This window comes from Streptomyces sp. NPDC040622 (assembly GCF_055593965.1).
Genome location: NZ_JBVIXD010000005.1, coordinates 506,573 through 521,728, shown reverse-complemented (window position 1 = coordinate 521,728; position 15,156 = coordinate 506,573). Strand labels below are relative to the sequence as shown.

Below are 15,156 nucleotides of genomic sequence, written 5' to 3'. Positions count from 1 at the left end.
GCCTTTCCCGCCCGGCGGTTCAGCCGCAGCCGCACGAGGCGTGCCGTCCTCCGTGCACCGACGCGTACGCCGTGGGCCGGGGCCCCGCCGCCGCCCGCGTCACTCGGGCGGCGGCCGCGCGTCCTGCCGACGACTGTGCGTCGTGCACCACTGTGCCTCCGACGAGCGTGAGGCGCACCTCGGCGGAGCTGATATCAGCCACCGGACACCGCGTCACATCGCGGTCGAGCAGCACGAGATCGGCTGCTTTTCCCCTCTCGACGGTCCCGGTCATGTGCTCGGAGCGCAGTTGACGCGCGGTGCCCAAGGTGTGCATGAGCAGGGAGGACGTCCGGCTGATGGCTTCCTGGGCGCGATAGAGATCGCCCTCGCCCTCCATGCCCTCGCGGTCGACCGCGGTGCGTATCTGGTTCCAGACCTGCAGGGGGTCGACCGGCCAGTCCGAGCCACCCGCGAGCGCCGCGCGCCGGCTCCGGAGGCTGCGCGCCGGGTACAGCCACCGGTGGCGTGCGGCGCCGATGTAGGGCAGCAGGGAGTCCATCGTCCAGGTGTTGCGGGTCGCCCACTGGAGCTGCATGCAGGCCACGACGCCGAGTGCGGCGAAGCGGGGGAGGTCGGCGGGGTCGACCAGTTGGAGGTGGGCCGTGGTGTTGCGGAGATCACGGCGGCCGGTCCTGCGCAGGGCGTACGCGTACCCGTCCAGGGAGGTGCGCACGGCGCGGTCGCCGATGGCGTGGGCGTGCATCTGCCAGCCCTCGGCGTTGAAGGCGGCGCTCAGCCGGCCGTAGTCGGCGGCCGACACGTACAGGTCGCCGCGGTGGTCGGTGGGCCTGCCGTCCTCGTCGAGGTAGGGCTCCAGGAGCGCCGCGGTCTGCGCCGGGTGCTCGATGACGCCGTCGAGGAAGACCTTGACCGTGCCGAAGCGCAGTCCCCGTACGCCCTTGAAGTCCGCGCGCAGCTCCTTCGCGTACGCGAGTGCCGCCGCCGGATCCTTCGTCAGATCCGTCTCGACGCGCAGGGCGGGCACGATGCGCTGGGGGAGGCGCCCCGACTCGGCGAGCCGTTGATAGAGCGTCAGCTCGGCGCGGCCGACCACGGCCTCCATGAAGGTGGTGATCCCGGACGCGGCGGCCTCCGCGAGAGTCTTCGCCGCGGCATCCGCCAACCGGGTCTCGTCGGGCTCGGGGATGTGCCGGGAGACGAGCGGCTGCGCGTCGTCCTTGAGCACACCGGTCGGCTTGCCGTCCGCCCCCTTGACGATCTTCCCGCCGACCGGGTCGGGGGTGGACGCGGTGATCTTCGCGATGTCCAGGGCGCGCTGATTGGCCCACAGGTTGTGGCCGTCGCCGCCGCGCAGGGCCACGGGGCGCCGGGTCGGCAGGGCGTCGAGCATGGAGTGGTGCGGGGCGGTGCCGCGGGGCAGCAGCCCGACCGGGTTCCAGTCCTCCACGACCAGCCAGCCGTCGGGCTCCTGCTCGGCGGAGTCCTTGAGGAACCCGGTCAGCGTCTTCTGCAGCTCCTCGACGCTCTGCTCGGCGCCCGCGAGCGAGGGCCGCAGCGACCGGTTCGCGGCGTCCATCGGGTGGGCGTGCCCGTCGTGTACGCCGCTCATCACGGTGCCGCCACGGGCGTCCACGACGTCGGTGTCCCGCCCGACGAAGCGCCTGACGGCGGCGTCCGAGCCGACGGCGAGGATCCGCCCGTCCCGCCCGACGGCCACGGCCCGGTGCCGGTCGCCGTCCGAAGTCCCGGTGAAGACACGGGCGTTGTGCACGACGAGCGCGGCGGACCCGCGGGGCGAGGACGCGGCGGCGGGGCCCGTCACCGTGATGAGCCCGGCGGCCCCCGCGGCTCCGGTGGCCCCTGCGGCGGCCAGCAGGCCGCGCCGGGAGAGCGGTGACACGTACGACTGGGACACGACTACTCCAACGCGTGGACGACAGCGAGTGGAGGGAACCCTCGACGAGTAATCCGTTAACCAGAACCCGCCCCCGGCGACGGATTCCGTACGATGACCCGCGTGCCAGGGCCGACTCTCGCCGACATAGCCCGCGCCGCGGAGGTCTCGACGGCGACGGTCTCGCACGCCCTCAACGGCACCGGCAGGGTCGGCGACGCCACCCGCCGCCGAGTCCGCGAGACCGCGACGCGCCTCGGCTACGGCACCCCGGGGCCGCCGCGCAGCCGCACGCTCGGCATCGCGGTCACCACGTTCCCCGGCGCCTGGAACTACACGGAGATCGCCTACTTCTCCCGCGCCGTCACCGCGGCCACCTCCGCCGCCCACGCCCACGGCTACGCCCTCATCACGCTGCCCGCCGACCGCGCCGCCGACGACTCCTGGCACCGCCTCGCCGTCGACGGCATGCTGATCATGGACAGCCCGCGCGGCGACCCCGTGGTCCGCGCCCTGCGCGCCCGCGGCATCCCGCTCGTCTTCGACGGCGTTCCCGGCGACCCGCACCCCGGCGATCACTGGGTCGACAACGACCACGACGCGACCACCCGCACGGTCCTCGACCACCTCGCGGCCGTCGGCGCCCGCCGGATCGCCCTGCAGTCCGGCAACGGCGACGAGCACTACGCCCGTGCCGTGACGGCCGCCTACGCACAGTGGAGCGCGGAGCGCGGAGCGGCCCCGCTGGTCGTGCCCTTCGACGCGGACGACGCCCAAGGCCACGCGTTCGACGCCCTGTTGAGCGGCGAGGAACCCATCGACGCCGTCTACGCCGCCTACGACCCGGGCGGCCACCAGCTCCTCGCCGCGGCGGCCCGGCACGGCCTGCGCGTCCCCGACGACCTGCGCGTGGCATGCGCGAGCGAGGACCCCGGCTACGCGACGACGACACCGCCGGTGACCACGGTGACCCTCGACCCGGACCGCACGGCCCGAGCGGCCGTCACGGCTCTCATCACCCGCATCGAAAGCGGCACCCCGCCTCCCCCCGGTCCGGTCGTCGTCCCCGCCACGCTCCAGGTCAGGGGGTCGTCGGGAGGTCACCCCGCGGCGGGGCAGGCGCCGTGAACGGCGGATCCGCGCGCACGGCCCCGGTAGTACGCGGCGGGGACGCCCACCGCAGGCCGGACGTCGTCCGCAGGGCCGGGCGCCGTCCCACCGGGCCGGCCCACGGAGATGCGCGGCGCGTGGGCCGTCGCGGAGTCGCGGAGGAGACGGTGCTCCCGCGGCGCCACGCCCGCTGAGCGGAGGCCGTCCTCCTCGACGGCGCGGTGGGCCTGATCGTGGCACCGCGCGGACGCCTTCGCCTCGCGCTGCTCCTCACCGTGGAGGGCGAGCGGGTGACGGCGTACGAGGTGACCGCCGACCCGGTGAGGCTGCGCGCGCTGGACATGACGCTGCTCCCGCCGGCCTCCTGGCAGGGCCTCGCTCCCGTCGGCCGCGAAGCCCTTCACCCCTCCTGAGCCCTCTCCCCCCAAGACCCCCCGCCCCCCGGCGCCACCGCACCTCCCACCACCGACGTCACGACCTTGCGGACCGCGTCGGCGTCGGGCCGGGCGCCCTCCCGGTCCGCGAACAGCAGGTGACCGCTGCCGATCAGGGTCAGGGCGAGGGTGTCGACGTCGGTGTTCGAAGCGAGGCGGCCCGAGGTGCGTTCCGCGGCGAGGTAGCCGGAGAGCATCGTCCCGGCCTCGGTCAGCAGGGGGACGCCGACCGGCGTGGTCGCCCGCAGCCGGGTGCGCAGGGCGTCGCGCGAGGTGATGAGCCCGAGGACCGCCACGGCCAGCGGCCCGAAGAGCTCCGTCAGCGCCCCGGTGAGGTGGTCGACGACCGAGCCGCTCCCCGCGGCCCCGCGCAGCGCCGCCCCCTGGGCACCCACCCGCGCGATGCGGTCGCGCACGAGCTCGGCGAGGAACGCGTCGAAGTCGGCGAAGTGCCGGTGCAGCACGCCCTTGGCGCACCCCGCCTCCGTGGTGACGGCGCGGCTGGTCAGCGCGTTCGGGCCGGCGCGGAGCAGCACGCGCTCGGCGGCGTCGAAGAGCTGCTCCCGGACATCACGGATGGCCACCCCTGTCGGCATGCTGCGTCCCTTTCTCGTCACGAAGTCCCGCCACGAAGTCTCGTCGCGAACGTCGTCAACTTTGCCCGCTCCGTTGACGAGTGGGCGCGTGCCCACCAGAGTGGGCGCATGCCCACTATCTCTGAGAACGAGCCGCACCGGCACCGTCTGCTCGCGGAGTCCTTCGGCGTGGACGCCCCACGCTACGACCGGACCCGCCCCCACTACCCCGGCACCCTGGTCGACCGGATCCTCGCGGGCGCCCCCGGCCCCGCCGTCCTCGACGTCGGCTGCGGCACCGGCATCGTGGCCCGGCAGCTCGGGGCGGCGGGCTGCGCGGTCCTCGGGGTCGAGCCCGACGGGCGGATGGCGGAGCTCGCCAGGCACCTGGGCACCGAGGTGGACGTGGCGACGTTCGAGGACTGGGACCCGGCGGGCCGGGAGTTCGACGCGGTGGTCGCGGGCCAGGCCTGGCACTGGGTCGACCCGGTCGCGGGCGCGGCCAGGGCGGCGCGGGTACTGCGGCCGGGCGGCCGCCTCGTGGTGTTCTGGAACGTGCCCGAGCCGCCGCCCGCCGTGGCGCGGGCGTTCGCCGGGGCGTACCGGAAGGTCGCGCCCGACGTGCCGTTCGACGTGACGGCGGCGCCGCGGCCGGCCCGCGAGGGATACGGGCCGATGCTCGAAAGGACCGCCGACGGCGTGCGGCGGGCGGGTGGGTTCGGCCCGCCCGAGGAGTGGCGCGTCGACTGGGAGACGACGTACACGCGCGACGCGTGGCTGGACCAGCTGCCGACCCAGGGCACCCTCACGCGGCTCGCGCCGGCCGAGCGGGCCCCGGTGCTCGACGCCGTCGGCGCGGCCATCGACGCGCTGGGCGGCACCTTCACCATGAAGTACGCCACGGTGGCGGTCGCCGCGGAACGCGCGGCGGCCGACTGACCGAGAGGCCCGGCCGGGGCGGGGCCCGACCGGCGGCCCTGGCTAGGATCACCTGCCCATGAGCGCGAGCGCAGGACCAGAGATGACCGCCGTCCCGCCGGGCCCCGTCACGCTGTCGGACCGGCGCACCCGGCGCAGCTGGCAGGTCGAGGTCGCGCCGTACCGGCTCTCGGTCTTCCCCGTCACCCGGGGGCTGTACGCGGAGGTCACCGGGGAGCGGCCCGGTGCCGCGCAGGGGGTCGAGGGGGAGCGGCTGCCGGTGGAGGGCGTCTCCTGGTGGGACGCGGTCCGCTTCTGCAACGCGTTGTCCCTGCGTGACGGACACGACCCCGTCTACCGTCTGCCCGCCGGGCACGAGGACGCGGCCGACGGCATCGCGGCGGCCGATGACATCGCATGGGACACGTCGGCCGACGGATACCGGCTGCCGACCGAGGCCGAGTGGGAGCACGCCTGCCGCGCCGGCACGACGGGCCCGCACTACGGCCCGCTGGAGGAGATCGCCTGGTACCGGGGCAACTCGGGGGAGCGCCTCCACGAGGTGGGCGGCAGGCGGCCCAACGCGTGGGGCCTGCACGACATGCTCGGCAACGTCTGGGACTGGTGCTGGGACGTCTACGACGCCGAGGTCTACGGCGGGTACCGGGTGCTGCGCGGCGGCGGCTGGTTCGACGAGCACTGGAGCTGCCGCGCCTCGGCCCGGCGGCGCAGCCACCCGAGCTATCGGGTCGACGACGTCGGCTTCCGCGTGGCGCGCTCCGTCGCACGCTGAGTCGTGGACCGGCCCCCTGGGGGTACGCGGCCCGGTGCGGGCAGGCGGGCGCGCCTCGTCGTACCCGCGGGTGATGTACTAGAGTTATCTCGACATCGAGATATCTGCCGAGGCGCACCAGAAGCCGCCACTCGGTAAGGGTTACCTAACTAAGCCTTACCTTAGCGGATCGACGAGGAGTCGTGGCGGCAGGATGTGACGGAACGCGCATAAAAATGAAGGAGACTGTCGTGTCGGCGAACAGCTTCGACGCCCGCAGCACGCTGCGCGTGGGCGACGAGTCGTACGAGATCTTCAAGCTGGACAAGGTCGAGGGCTCCGCACGGCTCCCTTATAGCCTGAAGGTCCTCCTTGAGAACCTGCTCCGTACCGAGGACGGCGCGAACATCACCGCCGACCACATCCGTGCGATCGGCGGCTGGGACTCCCAGGCCCAGCCCTCGCAGGAGATCCAGTTCACGCCGGCCCGCGTGATCATGCAGGACTTCACCGGCGTGCCCTGTGTCGTCGACCTCGCCACCATGCGTGAGGCCGTCAAGGAGCTCGGCGGCGACGCGGACAAGGTCAACCCGCTCTCCCCGGCCGAGCTGGTCATCGACCACTCCGTCATCGCCGACAAGTTCGGCACCGCCGACGCGTTCGGCCAGAACGTCGAGCTGGAGTACGGCCGCAACAAGGAGCGCTACCAGTTCCTGCGCTGGGGCCAGACCGCCTTCGACGACTTCAAGGTCGTCCCCCCGGGCACCGGCATCGTGCACCAGGTCAACATCGAGAAGCTGGCCCGTACGGTCATGGTCCGGGGCGGCCAGGCCTACCCCGACACCCTGGTCGGCACCGACTCGCACACCACGATGGTCAACGGCCTGGGCGTGCTGGGCTGGGGCGTCGGCGGCATCGAGGCCGAGGCCGCGATGCTCGGCCAGCCGGTCTCCATGCTCATCCCGCGCGTCGTCGGCTTCAAGCTGACCGGTGAGCTGCCCGCCGGCACCACCGCCACCGACCTGGTGCTCACGATCACCGAGATGCTGCGCAAGCACGGCGTCGTCGGCAAGTTCGTCGAGTTCTACGGCGAGGGTGTGGCCGCCACGAGCCTCGCCAACCGCGCCACCATCGGCAACATGTCGCCCGAGTTCGGCTCGACCGCCGCGATCTTCCCGATCGACGACGAGACGCTGAAGTACCTGCGCCTGACCGGCCGTGACGAGCAGCAGGTCGCGCTCGTCGAGGCGTACGCCAAGGAGCAGGGCCTCTGGCTCGACCCGGCCGCCGAGCCCGACTTCTCCGAGAAGCTGGAGCTCGACCTCTCCACGGTCGTCCCCTCGATCGCCGGTCCCAAGCGCCCGCAGGACCGCATCGTCCTCGCCAACGCCGCGCAGCAGTTCGCCCTCGACGTGCGCAACTACGTCGACACCGCGGACGAGGCCGGCGAGGAGTCCTTCCCGGCCTCCGACGCCCCGGCCACCAGCAACGGTGTCCCGTCGCGCCCGACCACGGTCACGGCCCCCGACGGCTCGACCTACGAGATCGACCACGGTGCGGTGACGGTCGCGGCCATCACCTCCTGCACCAACACCTCGAACCCCTACGTGATGGTCGCCGCCGCGCTCGTCGCGAAGAAGGCCGTCGAGAAGGGCCTGACCCGCAAGCCGTGGGTCAAGACCACCCTCGCGCCGGGCTCGAAGGTCGTCACCGACTACTTCGACAAGGCCGGTCTGACGCCGTACCTCGACAAGGTCGGCTTCAACCTCGTCGGCTACGGCTGCACCACCTGCATCGGCAACTCGGGCCCGCTGCCCGAGGAGGTCTCCAAGGCCGTCAACGACCACGACCTGGCCGTGACGTCGGTGCTCTCGGGCAACCGCAACTTCGAGGGCCGCATCAACCCCGACGTCAAGATGAACTACCTGGCGTCCCCGCCGCTGGTCGTCGCGTACGCCATCGCGGGTTCGATGAAGGTCGACATCACGACCGAGGCGCTCGGCGCGGACCAGGACGGCAACCCGGTCTACCTCAAGGACATCTGGCCCTCCGAGGCCGAGGTCAACGACGTCGTCGCCAACTCCATCGGCGAGGACATGTTCAACAAGTCCTACCAGGACGTCTTCGCGGGCGACGCCCAGTGGCAGTCGCTCTCGATCCCGACCGGCAACACCTTCGAGTGGGACACCGAGTCGACGTACGTCCGCAAGCCCCCCTACTTCGAGGGCATGACGATGGAGACCACCCCGGTCTCCGACATCACGGGCGCCCGCGTCCTGGCCAAGCTGGGTGACTCGGTCACCACCGACCACATCTCCCCGGCCGGTGCGATCAAGGCCGACACCCCGGCCGGCAAGTACCTGACGGAGCACGGCGTGCAGCGCCGCGACTTCAACTCGTACGGCTCGCGCCGCGGCAACCACGAGGTCATGATCCGCGGCACGTTCGCGAACATCCGCCTGCGCAACCAGCTCGCGCCGGGCACCGAGGGCGGCTTCACGCGCGACTTCACCCAGGCCGACGGACCGGTGTCGTTCATCTACGACGCCTCGCGCAACTACATCGAGCAGGGCACCCCGCTCGTCATCCTGGGCGGCAAGGAGTACGGCTCCGGCTCGTCCCGCGACTGGGCCGCCAAGGGCACCGCGCTGCTCGGCGTCAAGGCCGTCATCACCGAGTCGTACGAGCGCATCCACCGCTCGAACCTCATCGGCATGGGTGTCCTGCCGCTGCAGTTCCCCGAGGGCCAGTCCGCCGACTCCCTCGGCCTGACCGGCGAGGAGACCTTCTCCTTCGCCGGCGTGACCGAGCTGAACAACGGCACGACCCCCCGCACGGTGAAGGTCACCACCGACACCGGCGTGGAGTTCGACGCGGTCGTCCGCATCGACACCCCCGGCGAGGCGGACTACTACCGCAACGGCGGCATCATGCAGTACGTGCTGCGCAGCCTGATCCGCAAGTAAGCGGTCAGGAAGCGTAGTTGAGGGCCGTACCCCCCGGCGTCGACCGGGGGGTACGGCCCTCTCGCTTGCCCGTGCGTCACCGCGTCACCGCGTCACGCGGTGACGAGGGCCGCCGGTGAACCGGAGCGCATCATGTGGTCGACCTGGATCAGGCGGGCGATGAACCTGCCGTTCGCCACGTTCCCCTCGATGCCCACGGGAGCGAGCGAGTTCCCGTCCGGGAGCCCCGCGTAGTACAGGCCGGGGAGGGCGCCGATGAGGCCCCTGCGCTGGAGCGGGGCGCCGTTCCCGTCGAGGACGTGGCGCGGCAGGATGCCGTAGTCCGGGCCGAATCCGGTGCACCAGACGATGCTGGTGACGCCGTGGTGCGCCAGGTCCAGGGTTTCGCCGAAGGAGCGCACGCCGGCCAGCGGCATCTCGGGCGCCGGGTGCTCCTCCGGCGCCGCGAAGCCGTGCTCGCGGACCACGGTGTCGATCACGTCGAGGGCCCGCACGAATGACCGCGCGGACTCCTTTGCCACCGCGACGACGTTGTCCTTGAGCAGGAGCCTGCCGCCGTCCGCCGCGCTCACGGAGCCGACCAGGGTCACGCCCTTCCCGGCCAGCGTGCCGACGTTGAGGTCACCGCTCTTGTCGTTCACGGCGGTGACCGGCAGACCGGGCAGGACCGGTCCGCCGTCGCCACCCGCCGCGCTGAACTCCTCGTACAGGGCGGGGAGCAGGCGGAGCCACTCCTGGACGCCGCGCCCGCGGTAGTGGCGCGGCCACGCGCGATGACGGCCGACCGACAGGAAGGTGCGCCGCCCGGACTCCGCCAGCTCGTCAGCGATCTGCTGGCCGCTGATGCCCGCGCCGACCACCAGGACGGCGCCGTCCGGCAGGGACCGGGGGTTGCGGTAGTCGCGGGAGTGGAGCTGGTGGACGGCCGGGTCGACGTCGGCGGCCGGGGCGGGGGTGCGGGGAGCGGCGTAACCGCCCACCGCCGCGACGAGGTTGCGGGATCCGACCACGCCGCCGGAGGCCAGGTGCGCCCTGAACCGGACGTCGTCGCGGGCGGAGACGTCCGGCGGGCACTCGACCCGCCGGACGGTCGTGTGCGGGCGCACCCTGAGCTGCCGTTCCGCCGCGTAACGGCGCAGGCGGTCGGCCACTTCGGGACCCGAGGGGCAGCCGTAGGGGTCGTCCCCGTCGTAGTCCTGTCCGGGGAAGCGGACCGACTGGTTGCCGCTGCCCACGAGCAGGCTGTCCCAGCGTTCGTGGGCCCAGGCCTGGCCGATCTCGCCCCGCTCCAGGACAAGTGCTTCCCTTCCCTGCTCCTGGAGGGCCCCGGCCACTCCGCACCCTTGCTGTCCGGCGCCGATGACGACGGTCTCCGCGTATTCGTCTGCTGCCATGGCTGAACCCCTCCGCCGCGCGGACGCAGCTACTTAGGCTTACCTAAGTGAGACCTTGCCTCGTCACGTCGTCTTGATGTCAACTGGGCTCATGGCGGGACGAAGTGCGGTCCTCATCGGTGAAGCGGCGGCTCTGTACGGGCTCGCGCCGTCCGCGGTGCGGTGGTGGGAGCGGCAGGGGCTGCTCGGCCCGCCCGCCCGTGCGGGCGGCAAGCGGCTCTACGACGACATCGGCCTGCGCCGCATCGGCCTCGCCTATCTGTGCCGTGTGGTCGGGCGGATGCCGCTGGGCCAAGCTGCCGTCGTCACGTCGGGGAAGGCCACGCGCGAGGCCTGGCGGCACGCCGTGGACGCCCAACTCGCGCAAGTGGAGCGGGAGATCGCGCGGTTGGAGGCGGCCCGTGGGTACCTCCGGCATGCGCTGGACTGCACGGACGACGACATCGCGGGTGACTGCCCCGTCCTGGACGCCGAACTGTCCGCGCACACCCCGCGCGGCCGCTTCCCGGGCTCCGACCTCGTCACCGCCGCCCGTGCGGCCCGCGGCGGCACTCGGGGCGGGCCCCCGCGTGACGAAAACGCGGCGGCCCGCCCCGAGTGTGACGAAAGTCCGGTGCTCTGCCCCGGCTGCCGGGGTCCGGTCACGGGGTCGTCGCGCGGACGGCCCCGTACGTACTGCTCACGCGCCTGCCGGCAACGCGCCTACCGCGCGCGACACCGCGCGTGACAGCTCACGGGGACGGCTCCCGATGCCCGGCCGGGGTTCGGCTACGCCTGCGGCTGCGGCCAACCGCCGTACGGCACCGTGATCAGTTCCATCGCGTGGCCCGCCGGGTCGAGGAAGTACACGCCCCGGCCGCCGTCGTTGGTGTTGAACTCGCCCGGTTGCTTCTTGTGCGGATCGGCCCAGTGGGTCAGGCCCCTGGCCCGGATCTTCTCGTACGCCGCGTCGAACTCCTGCTCGGAGATCAGGAAGGCGTAGTGCTGCGGGGTGATCGACTCCGCGGGGATGGTGGCGAAGTCCAGGGTGACCGCGTTCCCCAGGGCGACCGCGATGAACGGGCCCCATTCCTGGGCGATTTCGAGTCCCATGAGGTCCGCGAAGAACTCGGCGGACTCCCGGTTGTCCCGGGCGTGGACGATCGTGTGGTTCAGCTCGACTGACAAGGAATGCCTCCAGCAGGCATCTCCTGACACCTCCATGCCTCACCCGGTCGGTGACCGGCACGCGATGTCGGCGTGGATCTTAGACACATCGACATCGCGTTGTCGAGCGTGTTCGGCGACGGATGTCCGCGACAGCCTCCCGGGCGGGCCCGGCGCGGCTACTTCTCGCGCAGGGCCAGGAGTACGCCCGCCGCGGCGGCCAGCACGCCGATCGCCGCCCACCCGAACGCCGCCCGGAAGTCGGCTCCTTGGGGGCTCGAGCCGCCGACCGCCGTACCCACCAGGACCGCGAGACCCAGCGAACCGCCTAGCTGGTCGACGGAGCGCTGCACGCCCGACGCCGTGCCCGCGTCGTCCTCGGTGACGTCACGGAGTGCGGCGTTCTGCAGGGCCAGCAGCCCGATGCCCATGCCGGCCGCCACCGTCAGCATCCCCGGCACTACGTCCACCCACAGTCGGCCGTGGTCCGGCAGCCGGGCCAGCCATCCGAGCCCGCCCGCCGTGCACAGCAGACCGGTCAGCGCCGTGCGCTTCGTGCCGATGACGCCGATGAGCCGGGACGTCAGCGCGATGGCGAGCAGCAGCGCGGCGCAGAACGGCAGGTAGGCCAACCCGGCCTGGAACGGGGTGAGTTCGACGACTTCCTGCAGGTAGAGAGTGAGCAGGAAGAACGTCGTGGAGAGCCCGGCGCTGAGCGGCACCGTCGCCGCGTTCGCCACGGCGCGGGTGCGGTGGGCGAAGAAGGAGAGCGGGACGAGTGGGCTCCTCGTACGCGATTCGACGAGGACGAAGGCGGCGAGGAGCACCGCTCCGAGGAGCAGTGCGGCCGGTGCCGTGTCCACCGCGCCGTAGACGAGGGTGAGCGGGCCGCAGGTGAGGAGTGCGGCCCCGGACAGGTCGAGCCCGCGCCCCGACGCGCGTGGGCCGTCGGCCCGTACGACGCGGGGAGTGAGGGCGACGACGACCGCCACGATCGGCACGTTGATGCCGAAGATCCAGCGCCAGTCCATGAGTTGGACGATCGCGCCGGACAGCAGCACGCCGACGACGAGACCGCTCGCGGAGATGGCGCCCCAGACACCGAGCGCCCTGGCCCGCTCCTCGGGGGCGGGGAAGAGGAGCGCGATCAGGGACATGGCGGCGGGGGAGGCCAGCGCCTCGCCCGCGCCCTGCGCGAAGCGGGCGGTGACCAGCGTGGGGAGGTTTGGCGCGAGTCCGGCGGCGAGCGACGCGAGGGCGAAGAGCGCGGCGCCGAGCAGGAACATCCGGCGCCTGCCCAGCAGATCGGTGAGCCGCCCACCGAGCAGCAGCAGACCGCCGCCGACCAGGGTGTAGCCCGTGACGACCCAGGACAGGTCGGCCGGGCCCGCGCCGAAGCGGTCGCCGATGGCGGGCAGCGCGACGTTCACGACGGTGACGTCGACGGCGATGAGGAACTGCAGGAGCGAGAGCAGCGCCAGTGCGGGCGTGCGCCGCGCGGCGGCCCCGACGGGAAAGGTGTTCATGAGTGGGCACTCCAGATCGGCCCCGGGCCGGCGGAGCGGCGGGGGCTGAGAAAGACGGACGCTTCCGTGCCACGGACCCGCGTGGGGCGGGCGGGGCACCTGGAGTTACTTGGTCACGGACACGCTGGGCACGGTAGTGGACGGGGTGGCGTCACGCACGCGAATTGACCGGGGGCCGGGATCACCGCGGCGGCCGGACGGCCAGCCGGTGGCGGAACACGTCGCGCGGATCGTAGACCGCCTTGATCCGCTGCAGACGCGGGTAGTTGTCCTTGTAGTAGAGCGTGGACCAGGGCACGCCCGAGGTGTTGTGCTCCGGGTCGGCGAGGTCCGCGTCCGGGTAGTTGATGAAGGCGCCGTCGCTGACGTCCCCCGGCACCGGGACTCCGCCGCTGTCGGCGTACACGTCGCGGTACATCGACCGCACCCACTCGATCTCGCGGGCCCCGTCCTGCCGCGTCGCGTCCCAGCCCGCCATGTAGACGGCCTTGAGGACCGAGTCGCGCTGGGCGACGGCGGTGGCGTCGGGCGCGACGTCGTGGGACGCCCCGCCGTACGAGACGAGCCACAGCGTGCCGCTGATGCGCTTGGCCGGATCGTCGTCCGGGCGCAGGTGCTCGTGCAGCACGTCGATCTGACGGTCCGTGAAACTGCGGCGCAGATAGGCGCTCTTGACCTTGAACGGTGTGATGCCGGTGTCCCGGATGCCGGCCAGCGCGTTCAGCCACGACAGTGGCTGCTTGCGGTACGCGGGCTCCGCGCCCACCCCGCGCCCGACGGCGGCGATGTACTCGTCCACGAGCCGCTCCGCGCCGGGCACGCCCGCGTCGAGCACCCCGGCCACGACGGCACCGGACCCCGCCGCCGGGGTGGTGTTGACCATCAGCACGCTGAACAGGCCCGCGTACGGCGAGTCGGAGGCGCTGTTGTGCTCGTACCACTCGCCGTAGTTGCGCATCAGGCGCTTGAACCCCCGCGCGTCGAGGTCCTGCCAGGTCCAGCCCGCCCGGAACGCCACGAACGACGCCGGGGCCTTGGGCAGCAGCTCGGCCGGGTCGTCGCCCCGGGCGTCGGGGCTGCGGAACCAGTAGCGCGTCACGACCCCGAAGTTGCCACCGCCCCCGCCGGTGTGCGCCCACCACAGGTCGTGGTGCGGATCGTCGGGCTCGCGCGTGGCGACGACGGCGCGGGCGGTGCCGTCCTCGTCCACGACGACGACCTCGACGCCGTGCAGATGGTCCACGGACAGGCCGTGGCGCCGCGACATCACGCCGTATCCGCCGCCGACCACGTGCCCGCCGATGCCGACCTCGGCCGTCGCTCCCGCCGGAATGGTCACGCCCCAGCCGAGGAATAACTCGCGGTAGACCTCCGCAAGTTGGGCGCCGGGCCGGACGCAGAAGGCCCGTCGCCCCGCGTCGTAGGAGATCTCCCGCATCGGTGACATGTCGATGACGGCCTTGATGTCCGGGCTGTCGACGAAGTCCTCGAAGCAGTGGCCGCCGCTGCGTACGGCGATGCGTTTCCCCTCCCGGACCGCGCGCCCTACCGCCTCGACGACGTCACGGGTCGAGTGGGCCAGGCGGTAGTAGTCGGGCTTGCCGACGAAGCGCAGATTGCAGCCGCGGAGGCTGAGGGAGAGGTAGCGGGGGTCGTCGGGACCGATCGGACCCTCGGCCGCCTCGGCCGCGGCGCTCGCCGGGGCCGCTGTCGTTGGGGCCCCGCCCGACCCTCCGATCCCCTCGGCCGAGGCGGCCGCGGCCGCGGGGGCGCCCGGCGCGGCGAGCGCCGCGCCGCCCGCCGCCGCGGTGCCCACGGCGGCCGCAAGGACGCGCCTGCGGGTCGCTCCGGGCGACACGACTTCCCGCTCGGGTGCCGCCCGCTTCGGTACGGTCCGTTCGGGCGCTGTCTGCGCCGGAGCAGTCTGGTCCGGCACAGTCTGCTCGGATGCTGCTTGCTTCGGTACGGTCCCCCCGGCTGCCGCCTGCCCCGGCGTAGCCTGCTCGGGCACCGACTGTTCGCGCGCCGACCGCTCCGGCACCGCTTGCTCTGGCGCCGACCGCTCCGGCGCGCACCGATCCGCCCCCGCGGTCCCGGGCCCACGCTTCCGCTCCGTCATGGATCGTCCCCCGTCCGGTGAGGCGTGCTGACCCCACCACCATCGGGCCGGGCGTGACCCGCGGCATCCACCGTGAAGCCAAGGGTCCCGTGCTCCGCAGGGTGGAGAAGGACCCCCTTAGGGGTGGACCGGAGGCGGAGCGAGTTCCGGCCATGCTCGCGGAGTCGCGGGTCGGCGGCGATGGGGAACGGCCGAGATGCGCCGCCCCGGCCCTGGACTTGTCCGCGCGGCCTCAATACGCTCTCCCGGACCACACTCAGAGAGCGCTCTCAGAGAGTCAACTCCGCTCCACCACCCCC

12 protein-coding genes are annotated in these 15,156 nt (G+C 72.8%); 6 read left to right on the top strand and 6 right to left on the bottom strand.

Annotated features, from left to right (window positions below):
- Window positions 1-19: 19 nt before the first annotated feature.
- A complete protein-coding gene (locus tag ACZ592_RS16995) occupies window positions 20-1,918 on the bottom strand; it encodes an amidohydrolase (RefSeq protein WP_471582324.1) in 1,899 nt (632 codons plus the stop codon).
- A gap of 93 nt (window positions 1,919-2,011) precedes the next feature.
- Between ACZ592_RS16995 and ACZ592_RS16990 the strand changes: the two genes are divergently transcribed.
- Entirely contained in the window at window positions 2,012-3,025 is a 1,014-nt protein-coding gene (locus ACZ592_RS16990; protein ID WP_471582323.1) for a LacI family DNA-binding transcriptional regulator, read from the top strand.
- A gap of 215 nt (window positions 3,026-3,240) precedes the next feature.
- On the top strand, window positions 3,241-3,420 hold the full coding sequence (locus ACZ592_RS16985) for a hypothetical protein (RefSeq protein ID WP_471582322.1): 180 nt from the start codon (window positions 3,241-3,243) through the stop codon (window positions 3,418-3,420).
- Here ACZ592_RS16985 and ACZ592_RS16980 read toward each other — a convergent pair.
- The gene (locus tag ACZ592_RS16980) at window positions 3,408-4,037 is read right to left on the bottom strand and encodes a TetR/AcrR family transcriptional regulator (RefSeq protein WP_471582321.1); all 630 of its coding nucleotides are present in this window, start codon (window positions 4,035-4,037) and stop codon (window positions 3,408-3,410) included. The two genes, ACZ592_RS16985 and ACZ592_RS16980, sit on opposite strands and share 13 nt — an antisense overlap.
- A gap of 108 nt (window positions 4,038-4,145) precedes the next feature.
- On the opposite strand from ACZ592_RS16980, the gene ACZ592_RS16975 reads away from it, so the two are divergent.
- The 3 genes from ACZ592_RS16975 (at window position 4,146) to acnA (ending at window position 8,672) form a co-directional block, all read left to right on the top strand.
- Window positions 4,146-4,955, top strand: coding sequence for a class I SAM-dependent methyltransferase (locus ACZ592_RS16975; protein WP_471582320.1), 810 nt, complete (start codon window positions 4,146-4,148; stop codon window positions 4,953-4,955).
- A gap of 58 nt (window positions 4,956-5,013) precedes the next feature.
- Window positions 5,014-5,727 (top strand): formylglycine-generating enzyme family protein, encoded by a 714-nt coding sequence (locus tag ACZ592_RS16970; protein WP_471582319.1) that lies wholly within the window; start codon window positions 5,014-5,016, stop codon window positions 5,725-5,727.
- Window positions 5,728-5,957: 230 nt separating this feature from the next.
- Entirely contained in the window at window positions 5,958-8,672 is a 2,715-nt protein-coding gene (gene acnA, locus ACZ592_RS16965; RefSeq protein ID WP_471582318.1) for an aconitate hydratase AcnA, read from the top strand.
- A 92-nt stretch (window positions 8,673-8,764) separates the two neighbouring features.
- Here the strand turns inward: acnA and ACZ592_RS16960 are convergent, their stop codons facing one another.
- The gene (locus tag ACZ592_RS16960; RefSeq protein ID WP_471582317.1) at window positions 8,765-10,066 is read right to left on the bottom strand and encodes a flavin-containing monooxygenase; all 1,302 of its coding nucleotides are present in this window, start codon (window positions 10,064-10,066) and stop codon (window positions 8,765-8,767) included.
- A 91-nt stretch (window positions 10,067-10,157) separates the two neighbouring features.
- Here ACZ592_RS16960 and ACZ592_RS16955 point away from each other — a divergent pair, with 91 nt between their 5' ends.
- A complete protein-coding gene (locus ACZ592_RS16955) occupies window positions 10,158-10,793 on the top strand; it encodes a MerR family DNA-binding transcriptional regulator (RefSeq protein ID WP_471582316.1) in 636 nt (211 codons plus the stop codon).
- Window positions 10,794-10,834: 41 nt separating this feature from the next.
- Here the strand turns inward: ACZ592_RS16955 and ACZ592_RS16950 are convergent, their stop codons facing one another.
- From ACZ592_RS16950 to ACZ592_RS16940, 3 genes are all read right to left on the bottom strand, one after another.
- Entirely contained in the window at window positions 10,835-11,233 is a 399-nt protein-coding gene (locus tag ACZ592_RS16950; protein ID WP_471582315.1) for a VOC family protein, read from the bottom strand.
- Between the two features lie 158 nt (window positions 11,234-11,391).
- Window positions 11,392-12,738, bottom strand: a complete 1,347-nt coding sequence (locus tag ACZ592_RS16945; protein ID WP_471582314.1) for an MFS transporter — start codon at window positions 12,736-12,738, stop codon at window positions 11,392-11,394.
- 181 nt (window positions 12,739-12,919) lie between these two features.
- Entirely contained in the window at window positions 12,920-14,596 is a 1,677-nt protein-coding gene (locus ACZ592_RS16940) for an FAD-binding oxidoreductase (protein ID WP_471582313.1), read from the bottom strand.
- Window positions 14,597-15,156: the final 560 nt, after the last annotated feature.